Genomic DNA, 16,426 nt, shown 5'->3' on the forward strand with positions numbered 1-16,426 from the left:
CTATACGGGTGTTTATACCAATGAGATTAAAAATAATTTTCCTTGCGCTGGTAATACTGTGGGCAGCCGCAGCATGCAATTCACGTTCTGAAGCCGAGAAGATCGTTGATAGCGCGATAGAAGCGCATGGTGGTGCAGCTTATTCAAGTTCAAAAATAGAGTTTGATTTTAGGGATATTCATTATACCATTCTCAAGACGCCAGATCGCTTTGAATACATCCGGGAGTTTTCAGACTCGACTGGCAATGTCAAAGATCGCTTGAATAATGAAGGCTTTGTACGTACGGTAAATGGGACAATAATCGACACCCTCTCTGATGAGTGGATTGGGAAATATTCACGCTCAGTGAATTCAGTGGCCTATTTTGCTTTTTTACCCTATGGACTGAATGACCCTTCGGTTTTTAAAAAATCTCTGGGTGATACGGAAATCAAGGGGAAGAAGTACCATTTGATCAAGGTGACATTTTCAGAAGAAGGCGGGGGAGAGGACTTCGATGATGAGTTTTTATATTGGATAGATAAGGATGGTTTTACCGTAGATTATATGGCCTATAGCTATCATACGGATGGGGGAGGTGTGAGAATGCGGGAAGTAAGTAATGTGCAGGAAGAAGGAGGAGTAAGGTTCCAAAACTATCTGAATTATAAGCCAACCGATGAATCGGTCCCTCTGGAAAACATGCAGGAGCTTTACCAAGCTGGAGAATTGGAGTTGCTTTCAGAGATTAACCTGGAAAATATCAAAGTGGAACCATTGGAAAAATAAAACGAAATGAATCCAAAACGACTGACATTCGAGAACAGAAACGGTTATCAATTAGCGGCACACTTGTATACTCCCGCCGATCAAAAACCGAAATTTTTCACGCTGTTTGCCCATTGCTTCACCTGTTCTAAAAATTTCTCAGCTGTCACCCGCATATGTACTGCTTTGTCCCAAAACGGAATTGCGGCTTTAAGTTTTGATTTCACGGGGCTTGGTATGAGTGAAGGGGAATTTGCGGAGTCGTCCTTCACCAGTAACGTTAGCGATTTGCTGGATGCAGCGGCTTTTTTGGCAAGGGAGTATGAATCTCCCAAAATGCTGATCGGCCATTCACTTGGTGGTGCCGCGGTATTGTATGCATCAGCCGAAATGAAGGAGATAGAAGCAGTGGTGACTATTGCCGCTCCGGCATTTCCAGGGCATGTGCGTCATTTGTTTAAGGATAGTATAGATGAAATAGAAAAATCAGGAAGTGCAGAGGTTAGCATAGGTGGCCGCCCCTTCCGGATCAGTAAAAGTTTCGTAGATGATTTGGATCAAAAGCCTCTGTCAACTTTTCTGAAGAAGCTGAGAAAATCGCTTCTTATTATGCATTCACCTCAGGATGAAATCGTGGAAGTCAGCAATGCCGCTGAGATTTACAACGCAGCCCATCATCCGAAAAGTTTTATATCATTGGATGGGGCGACGCATCTGATTTCAAACCCTCAGGACAGCGAATACATTGCAGAGGTGATCGGGAGCTGGAGTAAGCGCTATGTATTATTGGTGGATGTGGAAAAACAGGTAAATGATACCCGTGGAAACCAGGTTTTCGTACGACTATCGGGAGAGAAATATACTACTGAAGTAATGACCCCAAATCATCATCTGATCGCAGATGAACCCTTAGATGTGGGAGGAGCTGATCTGGGACCTAATCCTTACGATTTGCTGATGGCTTCTCTGGGAAGCTGTACGGCGATGACCTTGAAAATGTATGCAGAGCGTAAAAAGTGGCCTTTGGAGCAGGTTTCTGTTTTTCTCAACCATGAAAAAGTCCATCTTTCCGATAGCGCTCATCCAGAGGATAAATCCGCAAAAGTGAGCCAGTTTACCCGAATCATAGAAATCGAGGGTGATTTGGATGCTGAGCAAAGACAGAGACTATTGGAAATATCCAATAAGTGTCCTGTACACCGTACACTTCAGGAGGAGATTATTATTCAAACCATGTTGGCAAAATGAAAAAGGTCTGGACTAGGGATTATTTGCTGAGCTCGGTTCTCATAGTATTGGGATTAGGAGTTTGGGCAATTTTCCCTTTTCAAGCAGATCTAATTACGGCGGATGAAAAATGGAAAGGGGTATGCTGGGTGGGAAGCCGCAGCCCCCTTTTAGGATCCGAACTGGAAGCTCTGAAAGCCACAGGTGCAGATGCGCTTTCTCAAACTCCTTTTGGCTGGCAAAAAGAGAAAAACAGTCCCGAAATCCGCTGGGATACACAAAACGAGAAGCAATGGTGGGGGGAATCTTCGCTGGGTATAAAAGCGACTTTAGATTCTTCTGCCCGTCATGGAATCATGAACATGCTCAAGCCCCACCTCTGGGTTCGAGGGAGTTGGCCGGGAGAGATAGCCATGGATAGCGAGGAAGACTGGGAACTTTGGTTTGCCAATTACGAGGCATTTATTCTCGATTATGCAAAAATGGCTGAGGAGTACCAAATCCCTATGTTATGTGTGGGGACAGAGTTGGAGATGACCTCTTCAAGAGAAGCAGACTGGAGAAGGGTTATTTTGGAGATCAGGAAAATCTATTCGGGAAAATTGGTCTATGCCGCCAACTTTACTGAGTTTGAGCAAATCAGATTTTGGGACGCACTGGATTACATAGGGATCCAAGCTTATTTTCCCTTATCCACCAATAGTGATCCAACCCTTTCGCAGCTAAAATCTGGCTGGAAAAAGCATCTGAAGAGAATTGAATACGTGGTATCGGCCTACCAAAGACCGGTGATGTTCACCGAGATTGGCTATTGCAATACCGTAGATGCGGCCAAGGAGCCTTGGATTTGGCCGAATGAGCGTAAGGAAACCGAGCTTTCTGAGGAAATGCAGGCGCTATGCTATGAGGCGTTTTTCCAGACCGCCTGGAAAAAAAACTGGATGGCAGGTGTGTTTTTCTGGAAATGGTACCCGGAAGGAAAGCACCGCGAACCTGACTTCACTCCGCAGGGGAAAATGGCGGAGCAGGTAATGGCAAACTATTTTTTAGCTGACTGAGCCTTAATGAATTATTTGATCTATGTCATTTTTTTATGTTTTTCTTATGCGGTATTTTTGCACCGAAGAATCCAAACAGTCCTTCCTATTAAAAGTTTGCTGGAAAAGTGCAAATCACTCCTCGTTCCGGTTAGATTTAAATTGTAATCCTTGCAGTTACACTGAAATCCAAAACATTAGCCGGAGCTAGCCGAAAGTTATAGAGCTTTCGGTTTTTTTATTTATAAGACAATGGGACTTCTTGTAATTTTTTATTAATTAGCTGGGACAATAGAACAATATACCATGCAAAATAACCAGAGAAGAAAGTTTCTTAAATCTACAGGTTTGGTAGGTTTAGGCCTTTTTGGTGCGGGTAACGCGCTCGCCAATGAATACGATATCCTTCCTTTACAGGCTAAAAGAGGAGTGAACCGCATCCAATCCTTTAATATGAGCGGTTTTGCTGCTCCCAAAATTGATACTGTCCGCATTGGCGTAGTTGGATTAGGCATGAGAGGACCAGGCGCGGTTGACCGGTTAAGCAAGATAGAAAATGTAGAGATAAAAGCTCTATGTGACTTGATCCCCGAGCGTGTGGAAAAAGCAAAGGCTCAATTGAAAGATACTACCCATAAGCCTGATGGCTACTCAGGAAACGCCTACGCATACAAAGAAATGATGGATAGGGATGATCTGGATTTGATTTATATCGCCACTCCGTGGGAATGGCATACCCCTATGTCTGTTTACGGTATGGAAGCCGGCAAGCACGTTGCTTGTGAGGTGCCTATCGCCCGCACGCTTGACGAATGCTGGCAGTTGGTAGAGACTTCCGAGCGAACCAAAAAACATTGCATGCAATTGGAAAATTGCTGCTATGATTTCTTTGAATTGATGACCTTGAAAATGGCCCGGGAGGGATACTTTGGCGAGGTTTTGCACGTGGAAGGGGCTTATATCCATGATTTGCTTTCTTTGAACTTCAATAAGGAAAATGGCTACCAGGATATGTGGAGGCTTAAAGAAAACTATAGGGACGGCAATCTATACTCTACTCACGGCCTAGGGCCAATTTGCCAGATTCTCAATATTAATAGGGGAGATCAGATGGATTTTCTTACTTCCACCTCATCCAATGATTTCTCCATGCATGCTGAGGCCAGGAAGCTGGCGGAGCAGGATAATTTCTTTGCGTCTTATGCGGAGAAAAAATTCCGTGGTAATATGAACACTACCCTTGTAAAGACCAAGAAGGGTAAAAGTATCATGATCCAGCATGATGTTTCCTCTCCCCGCCCATATTCCAGACTGCATGTAATCAGTGGAACTGAGGGGTATGCGCAGAAATATCCCCAGCCAAAGGTGGCAAAAGGTCACGGTTGGCTGAAGGATGAGGAATTCAAGGATTTGGAGACGAAGTACACACCAGAGATTATTCAAAAAGTGGGACAGCTGGCCAAGAAAGTCGGAGGACATGGAGGCATGGACTTTATGATGGACTGGAGGTTGATCGATTGCCTGAGAAACGGCCTTCCTCTGGACCAGGATGTCTATGATGGCGTACTTTGGAGCTGTATATCACCCCTGTCTGAATGGTCTGTGGCCAATCGTTCCAATTCCATAGATGTACCGGATTTCACAGGAGGAAACTGGAAAACAAATACCCCGGTGGACATTACACTTGCTGGTGGGGGTACGACCGGAGTGAGGGTCTGACTACTTTAAGTACGAAGTGGGAAGTTGGTCTACTTTGATAGATAATAAAAAAGCCTGCTGATCTATGATGATTAGCGGGCTTTTTTGCTTTTATCCAATGGGCAATTAGTCAGAATGGGCCAGTTTGGAAGCCAATCCTTCATTTACTGCCTCCCTGAGCTTTTTCTGATCTCCCACATACTGGGTCAAGTCGATCAGACGCACGGTTCGGAAATCAATCGGGTGACTTTCACTTTGCAGGGAGATGTATCCACCGGTAAGCATTTGCCCATCCACTTTGACTTCTGGATCTACAGGGTTTACATTCCCCCCGCCTATTTGAGGTTTGGAATAACTTAAAACCGTGTCCTTACCTATGAGATGATGTATTTCTCCGCTTCCCAAAACAATGAAATTGGCAGTGACCCATTGGTCTCCGTGGAAAGTTTTAGAGCTAGAGTTTACACAATGGGAGGTGAATAATTTACCCTCCATTTCCACATGGGTACCTGGAGTGCAGAGATTGCTTGTACTTCTGTTGTCTTTTCCGTTTCCGCCCAGTAGCTGGCCTTCTATCGAGATAGGGAAGTCCTGATCTTTCAGCATAGTCTTGGGATCCTGGGAGTGGAGCATGGCACCTGAGTTTCTATAAGCCCAACCTTCTCCGCCTTTTGCCTGCTCACCTACAAAGCGATATTCGACCTGAAGCAGGTAATTAGAGAATGGCTTGTTGTAAAAAATATGACCATACTGCTGGTCAAACTGATCGTAACCATCATAGCGGACTTTCATCAGTCCATCCTCCACACGGAAAGTATTGGCAAAATTATAGTCCAACTCGTGTGTTCTGATCTTGATTGACCAATCGTCTATGTCTTTGCCGTTAAATAGCGTTTGCCATCTTGGTTTTTTAGTTTCCCTGTGAGCGTAATTAAAAGCAAATCCCAAGCCTGCCAGACAAAGGATTCCCAAGAGAATAGTTTTTTTCATTTTAGAAGTTTAAGGGGTTGTTAATCGTAGAGTTACCAACATCGGATAGTGGTCGGAAAATGGAACTTGGATTACTTTGTAATCTATTAGTTCAAAATGTTCGGAATCAAACCAGATATAGTCTATGCGCTTTCCATCTGGAGAATCAAAGGTAGGAGCGTCATTGCCAGCTGCCAAACCTGCGTCTGTCCATTTGGAATTAATACTTTTATATTCATCAGAAGCAGGATCAAAATTCAGATCCCCGACCCAAAAGGCAGGCTTGGAAAGTGAATCTGCATAATGGGTAATGGCTTGGAGTTGAGCAAGACGATTATCTGCATATTGATGGCAAAGATGAGTTGCTCCAAAGTAAAGTTCTTGCCTATCCCTCAGTTCTATTTTCGCCCAGGCTGCCGCCCGTGGCTCACCACCCGATGGGGTGGGTAATAGCTGGGTGTTATAATCCAGCGCTTTTTTCACTAGCACTCCCTCTCCGTATCCGCCTTCTGCGAAATCCATCGCTTTGGCAAAATAGCTTTGATATCCCGTCTTCTTTCCCAACTCTGCCACCCAATTTATTTTTTCACCATATATCCCCTTTAGTCGGGTAGTCATGCTGTCCACTTCCTGTAGCGCCACCACTTCGGGTTGAAGCAACATGATCAGGTTGGCAATCTCATCCAGGTTGGGAGTCCCTGCGGAATCAGGTTTTTCTCCATGGTAGATATTATAAGAAAGTACGGTGAATTCAGCTTTTTCTTCCTGGGCCAATGCGTGTAAATACGTAGAGAGTAAAAAAACAGGAAGTAGGATGGATTTGACTTTCATAGGATTATAAGTTGTGTTTTAAAGGTAAGGAATTTAAGGCTTTCCCTGGACGGCTTTATCGTCGAGACGATTTAGTTGTAAATTATTTGTATCTTTTTGCCGGTTACATAAGTCAGTCTTACGTAAAACCAGCCATACTTATTTTAGCGGTATCCTTTAACTTTAAATACACTTGAAAAAATTTCTGTGGGCTCTGGGAATTCTTGTTCTGCTGGCCGTGATTTCAATATTTTTGATTGAAAAATGGCTGGTCAATTCCTTGCCTGAGCGTATAAATGCCAATGAGGATAGGGCATATGATATACTTTTTGAAGAAGCGGATGTGAAGCTCTTCAGAGGCAGTATTGAATTGCGGGAGATATCCATGAAGCCATTGAAAGATAGTATGGAGACTACCATTACCGGGAATATGAAATCTGCTAGGCTTGGAGGGTTGAATATGTTGGGGCTTATTTTTGGAAAAGTGCTGGAAATAGGAGAGCTGAGTTTTCAAACTCCTAAGTTTGTTGTGGTTAGGAATGACTCCATATCACAAGATCCTGCCGACGTATCTATGGCATTCCAGGATTTTTTTGGTGATATAGTGTCCCGTGGTGTTATTCATAATTTCAACCTCCATGAGGGTTCCGGCGAGTTTTTTACCCGATCAGATACACTGCGGAAATTTGGCAGCTTTGAGGGTTTCAATATTACTGCGGAGGATTTGGAAACAGATTCGTTAAGGTTGAACTACGCTATTCCCTTTAAATTGGAAAGCCTCAAAACCAGTCTGAAGAATCTGGAAATTTATATTGATGAGCAGCAGACTTTCACGTTGGGGAGATTGAATTTTGATTCCAAGGAAGATGCCCTGGATTTTTTTCACTTAAGACTGGCCTACAGGGATAATATTGTTACGGTAGCTAAACGTTCATCTGTTCAAAAGGACTTTATTGAGATAGATCTAAAACAACTAAGGATTGAAAAAATCAATGCCCGGAGCAGTATCTATGGAAATTGGGCCATAGTGGCAGAATTGATGACTATTGACAGTTTGGTTCTTCATGATGTTAGGAATAAAAATAAGCCCCGTCCTATTGACGAACCTGTAAAGCCGATGTTCGAAGGCATGGTGGAGATGGTCCCTTTCCCCTTGGAAGTAGATACTATCCGAGCTTTGAATTCCAGCATTACCTATTCCCAGATTTCTGAAGGGAAATCCACTCCAGGGAGTTTGAAATTCGGACAATTGTCAGCTTTGATCACCCGTGCCATATCCTTGGATTCTCTTCAGTCAGGCAAGATGCATATCCATGGAGAAGCCGTGTTGAACGGGTTTGCCCCTATGCGTATGGATGTAACAGTGCCTTATACCAATGATTCCATGAAGGAAAGCTTTCATCTGGAGGCAAGCGTAGATCCCTTCGATTTGCCGTCACTTAATGGGATCCTGGGTGACTTGGTATCTGTGAATATCAATTCTGGCAGTATGGAAAAGCTGGAAATCACCATGGACGCGACGAGGCTTTCCTCTTCCAATTTCATGAAGTTTCACTATAAGGATCTCAAATTAGAATTGAGGGATGAGGAAAAACAAAAGAAAAAACTGATGTCCGCACTTTCCAATATGCTTATTTCCGGTAGCAATCTGCCAGAAGACAATAATTACAAAACCGCGACATTCAGAACAGAGCGAAATATATACAGGGGCACCTTCAACCTGATCTGGGCATCCTTGCGGGAAGGGATGTTGGAAATAGTGCCAGGGAACCTGATGCAACTGCTGATGAAGGAGCAGGATCCACCAGACGATGGGAAAAGAAGGTGACCCAATCATTGGACGGTCTGCCGAACGGTGTTAGGTATTGTGAATGCAAAAAAATCTGATGTGTAAAAAAAGGACAGGCTATTACAGAATCCGATGCATAAATATGAAAAAGGCTCCCCTAAAAGGAGAGCCCGATACAGATTCCAAGCGACACGCCTATTCAATCATCGCTCTTCTTCTGCCAAATCCATAATAGGTATGGCTAGTATTGATGAATTCATGTTGAGGACCTAGTGGCCAATCATCTTTTTCAAAACCCCGGAGCATCTTCAAGCTTCTCCTTGTCCACATTCACGATTATTTTCTCACGTTGGTGACCGTGAAAATCAAATGCCTGCCAGGGAAGAGCTAATAACCAGCTGCCTAAATTGAGGAAATCTTCCTCAACTGATAATACAACATAAGCTACTTCTCCGGTTTCTGTATCCAGCATGATGTCTTCTATAGATCCTACTGATTCATCACTTACTGCTCGTATATCGCAGCTTCTGGCCGTTGAGCTACTTATTAGGGAAATTATTGAGTGTTCATGGTAAATGGATTTTAGCCGATTACAGTCTCTTGTAGAAAGCAATCCAATGCTATGCCATACGGATATGGCCAGGCCCAGGGCTATTTTGCGGTTTTTTTTAAGGTTTTTTATGTGCAACAAAGGGGCGATTTGGGCAAACTCTTACTCTTGAAACTTTGGATATTATAACCATAGGCCATCAGGGAGGTTTGAATTATGATGGGTTTAGTTTGATTTTCTGGTGATAAAAGGCGAAATTAGGTTGAGGATACAGTAGATTTTATTCTCCTATTTCATTTATTTTTAAAAATAGTAGTTTCGCCAAATGGAAGATCAAAGCACTGATAAGCTAGAACTGGCCGCAAAGTTTGTAAACAATACCGGGGCACCGATTTTTTTGACAGGGAAGGCAGGAACTGGTAAGACCACATTTCTGAAAAACCTGGCGAAACAGACACACAAGAATCATGTGATCGTCGCTCCCACAGGGATTGCCGCCCTGAATGCAGGGGGTGTTACCATACATTCCCAATTTCTTCTTCCTCTTGGTTTTTTCCTGCCTGTCAATGAACCGGAGGGTAACTTCTCTGACCAATACGGGTGTTTTACCCAGCATACGTTGATCAGAAAACATCCACTGAACGCACTGAGAAAGAATGTCCTGAAATCTATAGAGTTGCTGGTCATAGACGAGGTAAGTATGCTACGCGCAGATGTGCTGGATGCGATAGATTACCGGCTGAGAAGCGTGAAAAGAAACTACAGTACGCCTTTCGGTGGGGTGCAACTATTGATGATAGGTGATCTTTTTCAGCTTCCCCCCATCGTAAGGGAGAATGAGTGGCAGGTACTTAGTAGGTTTTATCCCAGTATGCACTTCTTTGAAGCCCGGGTATTCCAGGATTCCGGTCTGGTGTACCTGGAACTGGATAAGATTTTCCGGCAGCAGGACGAGGACTTTATTCAAGTGCTCAATCATCTACGGGAGAACCAGGTAAGTTCCCAGGATATTGCACTGCTGAACAGGCATTACAAAACCCAGGAAGAGATAGCAGAGGTCAAAGACTGCATTACGATCACCACGCATAATTATAAAGCTGATCAGATTAACCGTGACCGCTTAATGGCCCTGAAAGGAAAATCAACGTTCTACGAAGCCGAGATAGAAAATGATTTTCCTGAGAATATTTATCCACTGCCCAAGTCCCTGGAACTCCGGGTCGGCGCCCAAGTGATGTTCATAAAAAACGATTCCTCTGGAAACCAGGATTACTTCAACGGTAAACTGGCGACGGTGGAAGAACTGGGCTACGACCATATCAAAGTTTTGCCGGAAGGGAAGCGGGAGGCATATCAGTTGAGAAAGGAAACCTGGGAAAACAAAAAGTATGTCATCAACCCGGATACTAAGGAACTCGAGGAAGAAGTGATCGGTACATTCAGTCAATATCCGATTAAAACAGCCTGGGCAGTCACCGTACACAAGAGTCAGGGGCTTACGTTTGACCAGGCTATCATAGATGTGGGAAGCGCATTTGCTCCCGGACAGGTGTATGTGGCGCTCAGCAGACTGAGGAGCTTGGACGGGCTTATACTAAGGACGCGAATTCAAAATAATGCCTTACAGTCTGATTCTCAGGTTCAGGCTTTTGTGGAAAGCGCCAAAAAACATTCCAAACTTGATGAGTTGTTGGGAGCTTATCAGCAGCGTTATTTATCCCGTCTGACCGGAGAGACATTTGACTTGAATGGCTTGATCCAAGAGTTTGGGGCCTTCCGGCGCAAAAATGACAGCTCACTGGAATTTGAAGACCCGGAAATGCAAAAGGCTGTAGGGGAAATTGCTGAACTGATCGGGAAGGAGACTGCCACCGCGGGAAAATTCAGCAATCAATTGCTGTTTCTTTTACAACAAAACGACAAGGGAAAATTGATGGAGCGTCTGGAAAAAGGAAGCGCCTATTTCAAGGATTTTCTGAAAGACGCATTGGGGAAAATACTGGTTCATCGCGCTGAAGTGGAGCGGTTTTCCAGAACCAAAACCTATGCGAATGGACTGGAAGAACTCGAAGTCAGTCTGCTGAGGAAATATGGTGAGATCAGTAAGGTAAGTAAACTGATCTCCTCGATTATTGAAGGGGAAATTCCGGGAAAGATGAACGATCTGGAGTTGGAAAAGGTCAATCTAAGGCTTCGATTGGCTGAGGTGGCCAAACAAGCGGCAGCCGAGAACCCGAAATTTGTCAACAACAAAACAGGTAGGAAAAAGGCAGGAAAAGCCAACCTGAAAAGGAAAGTAGGGGAAACCTATGAGATTACGTTCGGGATGATCAATTCAGGCAAAAGCATAGGGGATATAGTGGTAGCCAGAGGGTTGGCGGAATCTACCATCAAGGGACATTTGGCAAAGGGCATCCAAGAAGGCAGGGTAGAGCTGGAAGATTGCTTGCCTCTGGAGGTGATAGCGGAGATCAATTCCCAGCTAGAGAACATCAAGAATTTGCAGGCTTTACGGATTCATTTTGACGGGAAATATGATTATAACACGATCAAAATGGTCGTGGCCGGGAGACGGGAATAAGAAGGGGTGTTAATATCAGCAACGATGGCCTAACCAAGATTTCTTTTTCAATAATCCAGAAGACAAGAATGTGACAACTAAGGGTGTATTGTCCTGGGCTTTCAGCGTGGAAGTTATTCCAGCAGAATCAACCTACTGAAAATCTGGATGGACTTTAGGAATGTGTTCATGGGAGGGATGTTTTCATGGGCACGAATTATTGTTTCTTTATGGAACAATAGTGGTTTCTTATCTTTAAAATTCCTATTATTTACATTAGTATTGCATATGCCTTTACCTCAAGAAGAATACCTACCAAATATTTCCTATGATTCTGTCATTTTTGGTTTTTCTGGTGAAAAGCTGAAAATATTGATACTTGAATATCATAATACGAAGACTTTCGCTCTTCCCGGTGGTTTTGTGAAAATAGATGAGGCACTGGACGAGGCGGTCAAGCGTGGTCTTAGGGAGCGGACCGGGCTAGATGAGATTTATCTGGAGCAGTTTCATACGTTTGGCTCCATGGAGCGGTTTAGCCCCGATGTAATGCGCAGAATCCTGAAGGAGCAAGGCCATGTTTTCGAAAATCACTGGATTCTGGGCAGATTTGTCACCGTAGGATATTATGCACTCATCAATTACGAGAATGTAGTCCCTAGACCGGATGAACTGTCGGATTCCATAGAATGGTATGATTATGACCAGGTGCCCAATCTGATGATGGACCATAATGAAATCGTGGAAAAGGCCCTGGGACATCTGCGTTCTAATCTGGATCAAAAGCTACTGAGTTTTAACCTTCTGCCGGAGCGGTTTACAATGAAAGACCTGCAGCAGGTATATGAGGCCATTTTAGGACAAGAACTAAACAGGGCTAATTTCCAGCGGAAAATGCTCAGTTTGAATATTTTGGAAAGACACGATAAACTGTTTTCAGGAGGTTCCCACAAGGCCCCTTATTTATATAGTTTTAAGGATTCGAACCCTAAACAAAATGCCTAGGTACGGCTCTTGAGGGCACTTTCAACTGATTTTAATACCATATTTCCCAAGGAGCCCAGGTAGTCCGTCTAAATCAAATCTGGCTCCCTTGATTCTGTTTGTCTCCGGATCTATTACATAATGTATGGCATTTCGGAAATCAGCCTTTTCTAAAATGCTCTGGTCAAAAATCGCCCCGCTCAGGTCTGATCCCTGAAAATCCGAAGCGCTGAGCTCAGTCTGGGTGAAGTCCGCTTCTAGCATTCTACAGTTGAGGAATTTTGATCTTTTGATTTTCAGATTATAGAAACTGCAATAATCAAGCTGGCAATTAATAAAGGAAAACTCCAATAAAAAGGGATTGCTTGCGTGAAAGTGGATCCCCAGCATTTTGCATTGATCAAATTTCACCTGCTGAAAAGACACATCAGCCACCTTTACATTGCTTAGGTCGCAGTTTTTGAAGCCGCAGTTTTCAAACATCCTACCTTTCAGGTTTAAGTTGGAAAAATTGCAATACTCAAAGGTACACTGCTCATATTCAGCAGTTTCAAAATCAGTTTTGGTAAAATCAAGTCTGGAATAAACTTGCCCTGAGATATATGTCATGCTGTGGGTTTGGGCTTGGTCAAGCCGGTTTAATGTGAAAGTTTATTGATGTTTTTGAGCAGGTCCTGATAATATTTCCGTCCGATTGGTATTTCCATATTTGCGATTTTTACAGCAGATGAACTAAAGGCTTCTATTTTCCCCAAATTCACTATAAAGGATTTGTGAATTCTGAAAAACTGTCTTTCCGGTAGCTTTTCCATCAGGTCTTTGACGGTGTTCCGCAGGGTATATTGTTTTTCATTTACGAACAGGTGCGTATAAGTACCTTCTGCTTTTATCCAGTTTATATCGTTTATGATGATCTTTTTTAGCCATCCGTTTTCTCTGATAAACAGATCTGGGACTTTGTTTTTTCTAATGTCAGAATCTTTGTGCGCACTTTTGTAATTCTCCATTGCCAGTTCAATGGTGGTTATTAAAGAATTTGTGGTAAACGGTTTATTGATAAAACCATCAGGACGTAAATGCTTTACTTTTTTGACTATTTCGGTTCCTGATGCCGAAGTAAGAAAGACGATGGGCATATCCATTGTCCTTCTGAGTTCCTCTGCCAGATCAATTCCGGTTTTAGCCCCTTTCAACTTTATATCCACCAAGATCAGATCAGGAGAAGATTGCTCGATTATGGACATGGCTGTTTCGGCTTCATCGAGGATTTCACAAATCTCATAACCCTGAAGTGTCAGTATTTCTCTAATATTTTCCGATAGGTTGAAGTTGTCTTCAACTAATAATATTTTTGACTTTGTAGATGTTTCGTTCATAGGGTTTGAGTGAAATTTCTTATTTTACTAAAAAGTGAATTTATTTGAAATAATTCAAGCACAGGTACCAAGGTTATAATATTTAGATAAATGAAGGCACAACATCCCACTGTTTTTGAAAACGAGGACCTGGTTTTTGATTTGGAAACACGGAAATTACTCAAAGTCAGTGACCGCTTAAAACTTCATCTGGGGGAAGATTTTATAAAGAAAATAAAATCTCTTGATGAATATGAAAAATTGACTTCATCTTTGGCTGATGATTGTGCTGGTATAGCCCGGAGCTATGTCCGGACTGGGGACAAAAAGACAAACTATGTGCTGAATTGGCAAGGAAAGGAATTTATTGTCAATGAATTGGGGTGGATTGACCAGAGTAAAAACAGTTTTCATCTTGTGATCCACTTTCAGGACAGAAAGAATATCTTCGAGGTGTCGTATGAGTCTCTTCTGGAGATCGTCGAGAAAATGAAAACTCCCGCGATATTGTTTGACCAGGCACTGAGACGCGCCTTGGCTGTAAATTCAGCAATAGTCCCTCTCTTGAAAAAACCGGTTTCAGAGCTTGCCCCTGGGTTCTTTATCAGGGAGTTTTTTGTCTATGAAGACCAGTTTGATGAAGTGATCGCCTGGATAAAGGATAATAAAACCTCCTCTCTTTCTATAGTGGCCAAGCTCAACCTGGAGAAGTCTGAAGGGGTCTGGTACGAAATGGGTCTTTTCAAGACTTGCCCGGATGAGGAGGTGTTGGTCCTGTGCATTCTGAAGAACATCACGAAAGAAAAGGAAACCGAGGATAGACTAAAACGATCCAACGAGCTATTGTCCCGGGTTGTGGAAGTGCAAAGCCATTTTCTGTCCCAATCCGAGGGGGCAAATCCCTATGATCTGCTTTTGAGTAATATTCTCAATGTAATAGAGGCCAAACTGGGGTTTGTCGGAAAGGTAGATACTTTGGCCGACGGCAAACAAGCCTTGAAAATCCATGCTGTAACTGATTTTTCACACCAGGGGAAATTGGCAAATGAGTTGTATCACAATCATTTAAAAGATAATTTTTTGTTCCGACACCTGGACAATCTGTTTGGGGCATGTATTTTGGAATCCAAAATAATCCTGGAAAACAGTCCTAAATCCAACCCCCACACAAAAGGGAAATATATTCCAGGTCATCCCCAAATCGATAATTTTCTGGGAGTTCCCATTTTCAAGGGGAAGGATGTGATCGGACTGATAGGGTTGAGCAATAAAGAGGGCGGGTTTACGGAGCATGACATTGCGGACCTGAAGCCTTTCATTACGACCTATTCTGTGATTATAGAGGCGTTCAAATCAGAGCAGGATAAAATCAAATTTGAGAAAGAGTCTTTGGTGAAAGCCGAGATCCTTGCAAAAATAGCTGATCATAGCCCCGACTTGATAGTGGTGATGAACGATATGTCGGATTTTGAGTTTATTTCTCCCTCAGCTTACCAGTTTTTTGACGGGGGTGTCAGGGAGGAGGAGATACAGCGGAGAATCAGGATACTTTTGAAAAAGACGCTCAGTTCGGAATTCCGGATGTCGCCGGTGAGATATAGGTCCCGGTTGAAGTTGGATATAAAAAGTGGAGGGGAATGCTGGGTAGAATCCAACGTGAATATTCTATATGAAGGAAGCAAACGGAAAGTGATAGCCGTAATCAGGGATGTTTCCTCCCAAATGGTGTTTGAGCAAAGGCTTGTAGAGTCCCTGAAAAAGGAAAAACAGTTTAATTCCTTTGTCTCCGATTTCATGAATATTGTTTCCCATGAATTTAAGACACCATTGGCAACTATTATCTCCAGTCTGGAGCTCTCCAAGCATTATCTGGATAATGTTCCTGACAATCCCGCTACACAGAAGCTGAAAGACCATTGTGGGAAGATTGAGCGGGAGCTGGGTAACCTGCACAAGTTGGTGATCCATTCACTGGATTATGAGCGTTTTGTCAACAATAGTCCGGTGTTGAAGAAAGACAGGATTTCTGTAGTCCATTTTGTGGAAGAGGTGCTCCAGCGGCATGGATTGCTTGGCCAGGTCGAGCTGGTCCAGGACATGCCTTCTGATCAGACAGTAGAGTGGGATAAATTTCTGATCGAGACCTGCATAATCAATCTGGTGGGGAACGCATTGAAGTATGGCGGTGATTCCCAAAGACCCGTCGTCCGTCTATTCCATAAAAATGACGTATTTGGAATCGAAGTCAGGGATTTCGGACTGGGGATTTTGGAAGAGGAATTGCCTTATGTTTTCACCCCGTTTTTCAGAGGGTCAAATGTGAACGGGATCGAGGGGACAGGATTTGGGCTGGTGGCGGTGAAGAATTTCGTGCAGCTGCACGGGGGGACGGTCAAGATCGATTCAAAACCCAATAAGGGAACCAGTGTACGGGTCAGCTTCCGGCAGTAAGCCCGTCCTTTTTTGAGGGGATTCCGTGAACATGACACCAAGCGTTTTATAGTGGATCATTCGCTGTTTTGTGTGTGACAAAGGATCGTATGGACAAATAGTATATGTATGTATAATAATGTTAGTTAGGGGCTGATTTTTGTGATTATAATACAGGTTTTTGATTCTTTTCTGATATTCTTATAGATTTTGAGGTGTTGGTATATGCTATTATGTATTTTACCGCCAATAATATGTCCTGTATTTT

General features: G+C 43.2%; 13 protein-coding genes. 8 read left to right on the forward strand and 5 right to left on the reverse strand.

Going from position 1 to position 16,426, the window contains the following annotated elements; genetic code table 11:
* The first annotated feature begins 20 nt into the window (after nt 1–20).
* From LZF95_RS01075 to LZF95_RS01090, 4 genes are all read left to right on the forward strand, one after another.
* On the forward strand, nt 21–770 hold the full coding sequence (locus LZF95_RS01075) for a DUF6503 family protein (RefSeq protein ID WP_233753135.1): 750 nt from the start codon (nt 21–23) through the stop codon (nt 768–770).
* A 6-nt stretch (nt 771–776) separates the two neighbouring features.
* Complete coding sequence (locus tag LZF95_RS01080) at nt 777–1,997, forward strand: bifunctional alpha/beta hydrolase/OsmC family protein (RefSeq protein ID WP_233753136.1); 1,221 nt, start codon at nt 777–779, stop codon at nt 1,995–1,997.
* On the forward strand, nt 1,994–3,034 hold the full coding sequence (locus LZF95_RS01085; RefSeq protein WP_233753137.1) for a hypothetical protein: 1,041 nt from the start codon (nt 1,994–1,996) through the stop codon (nt 3,032–3,034). The genes LZF95_RS01080 and LZF95_RS01085 overlap by 4 nt, the downstream gene beginning before the upstream one ends.
* 285 nt (nt 3,035–3,319) lie before the next feature.
* Nucleotides 3,320–4,732, forward strand: coding sequence for a Gfo/Idh/MocA family protein (locus LZF95_RS01090; protein WP_233753138.1), 1,413 nt, complete (start codon nt 3,320–3,322; stop codon nt 4,730–4,732).
* 105 nt (nt 4,733–4,837) lie between these two features.
* On the opposite strand, the gene LZF95_RS01095 is transcribed toward LZF95_RS01090, so the two are convergent.
* Together LZF95_RS01095 and LZF95_RS01100 are read right to left on the reverse strand one after the other, a co-directional pair.
* Complete coding sequence (locus LZF95_RS01095) at nt 4,838–5,701, reverse strand: DUF1080 domain-containing protein (RefSeq protein WP_233753139.1); 864 nt, start codon at nt 5,699–5,701, stop codon at nt 4,838–4,840.
* Between the two features lie 9 nt (nt 5,702–5,710).
* On the reverse strand, nt 5,711–6,511 hold the full coding sequence (locus tag LZF95_RS01100) for an endonuclease/exonuclease/phosphatase family protein (protein ID WP_233753140.1): 801 nt from the start codon (nt 6,509–6,511) through the stop codon (nt 5,711–5,713).
* 172 nt (nt 6,512–6,683) lie between these two features.
* Between LZF95_RS01100 and LZF95_RS01105 the strand changes: the two genes are divergently transcribed.
* Nucleotides 6,684–8,318: a hypothetical protein gene (locus tag LZF95_RS01105; protein WP_233753141.1), complete on the forward strand. Its 1,635-nt coding sequence runs from the start codon at nt 6,684–6,686 to the stop codon at nt 8,316–8,318.
* Between the two features lie 250 nt (nt 8,319–8,568).
* Here the strand turns inward: LZF95_RS01105 and LZF95_RS01110 are convergent, their stop codons facing one another.
* Entirely contained in the window at nt 8,569–8,970 is a 402-nt protein-coding gene (locus LZF95_RS01110) for a PRC-barrel domain-containing protein (protein ID WP_233753142.1), read from the reverse strand.
* A gap of 184 nt (nt 8,971–9,154) precedes the next feature.
* On the opposite strand from LZF95_RS01110, the gene LZF95_RS01115 reads away from it, so the two are divergent.
* Together LZF95_RS01115 and LZF95_RS01120 are read left to right on the forward strand one after the other, a co-directional pair.
* Complete coding sequence (locus LZF95_RS01115; RefSeq protein WP_233753143.1) at nt 9,155–11,410, forward strand: helix-turn-helix domain-containing protein; 2,256 nt, start codon at nt 9,155–9,157, stop codon at nt 11,408–11,410.
* A gap of 267 nt (nt 11,411–11,677) precedes the next feature.
* Complete coding sequence (locus LZF95_RS01120) at nt 11,678–12,394, forward strand: NUDIX domain-containing protein (protein ID WP_233753144.1); 717 nt, start codon at nt 11,678–11,680, stop codon at nt 12,392–12,394.
* Between the two features lie 21 nt (nt 12,395–12,415).
* Here LZF95_RS01120 and LZF95_RS01125 read toward each other — a convergent pair whose 3' ends face one another.
* Nucleotides 12,416–12,982 carry a pentapeptide repeat-containing protein gene (locus LZF95_RS01125; protein ID WP_233753145.1) on the reverse strand — a complete coding sequence of 189 codons (567 nt, stop codon included), beginning with the start codon at nt 12,980–12,982 and terminating at the stop codon, nt 12,416–12,418.
* A 29-nt stretch (nt 12,983–13,011) separates the two neighbouring features.
* On the reverse strand, nt 13,012–13,749 hold the full coding sequence (locus LZF95_RS01130; RefSeq protein WP_233753146.1) for a LytTR family DNA-binding domain-containing protein: 738 nt from the start codon (nt 13,747–13,749) through the stop codon (nt 13,012–13,014).
* 90 nt (nt 13,750–13,839) lie between these two features.
* On the opposite strand from LZF95_RS01130, the gene LZF95_RS01135 reads away from it, so the two are divergent.
* The gene (locus LZF95_RS01135) at nt 13,840–16,179 is read left to right on the forward strand and encodes an ATP-binding protein (protein ID WP_233753147.1); all 2,340 of its coding nucleotides are present in this window, start codon (nt 13,840–13,842) and stop codon (nt 16,177–16,179) included.
* The last annotated feature ends 247 nt before the right edge of the window (nt 16,180–16,426 follow it).

Source organism: Algoriphagus sp. AGSA1 (assembly GCF_021390545.1).
Lineage (GTDB): Bacteria > Bacteroidota > Bacteroidia > Cytophagales > Cyclobacteriaceae > Algoriphagus.

Coding starts and splice junctions, on each gene's coding strand:
- LZF95_RS01120 (WP_233753144.1), top strand. CDS start 11,678: ATGCCTTTACCTCAAGAAGAATACCTACCAAATATTTCCTATGATTCT.
- LZF95_RS01075 (WP_233753135.1), top strand. CDS start 21: ATGAGATTAAAAATAATTTTCCTTGCGCTGGTAATACTGTGGGCAGCC.
- LZF95_RS01095 (WP_233753139.1), bottom strand. CDS start 5,701: ATGAAAAAAACTATTCTCTTGGGAATCCTTTGTCTGGCAGGCTTGGGA.
- LZF95_RS01125 (WP_233753145.1), bottom strand. CDS start 12,982: ATGACATATATCTCAGGGCAAGTTTATTCCAGACTTGATTTTACCAAA.
- LZF95_RS01090 (WP_233753138.1), top strand. CDS start 3,320: ATGCAAAATAACCAGAGAAGAAAGTTTCTTAAATCTACAGGTTTGGTA.
- LZF95_RS01100 (WP_233753140.1), bottom strand. CDS start 6,511: ATGAAAGTCAAATCCATCCTACTTCCTGTTTTTTTACTCTCTACGTAT.
- LZF95_RS01115 (WP_233753143.1), top strand. CDS start 9,155: ATGGAAGATCAAAGCACTGATAAGCTAGAACTGGCCGCAAAGTTTGTA.
- LZF95_RS01085 (WP_233753137.1), top strand. CDS start 1,994: ATGAAAAAGGTCTGGACTAGGGATTATTTGCTGAGCTCGGTTCTCATA.
- LZF95_RS01130 (WP_233753146.1), bottom strand. CDS start 13,749: ATGAACGAAACATCTACAAAGTCAAAAATATTATTAGTTGAAGACAAC.
- LZF95_RS01135 (WP_233753147.1), top strand. CDS start 13,840: ATGAAGGCACAACATCCCACTGTTTTTGAAAACGAGGACCTGGTTTTT.
- LZF95_RS01080 (WP_233753136.1), top strand. CDS start 777: ATGAATCCAAAACGACTGACATTCGAGAACAGAAACGGTTATCAATTA.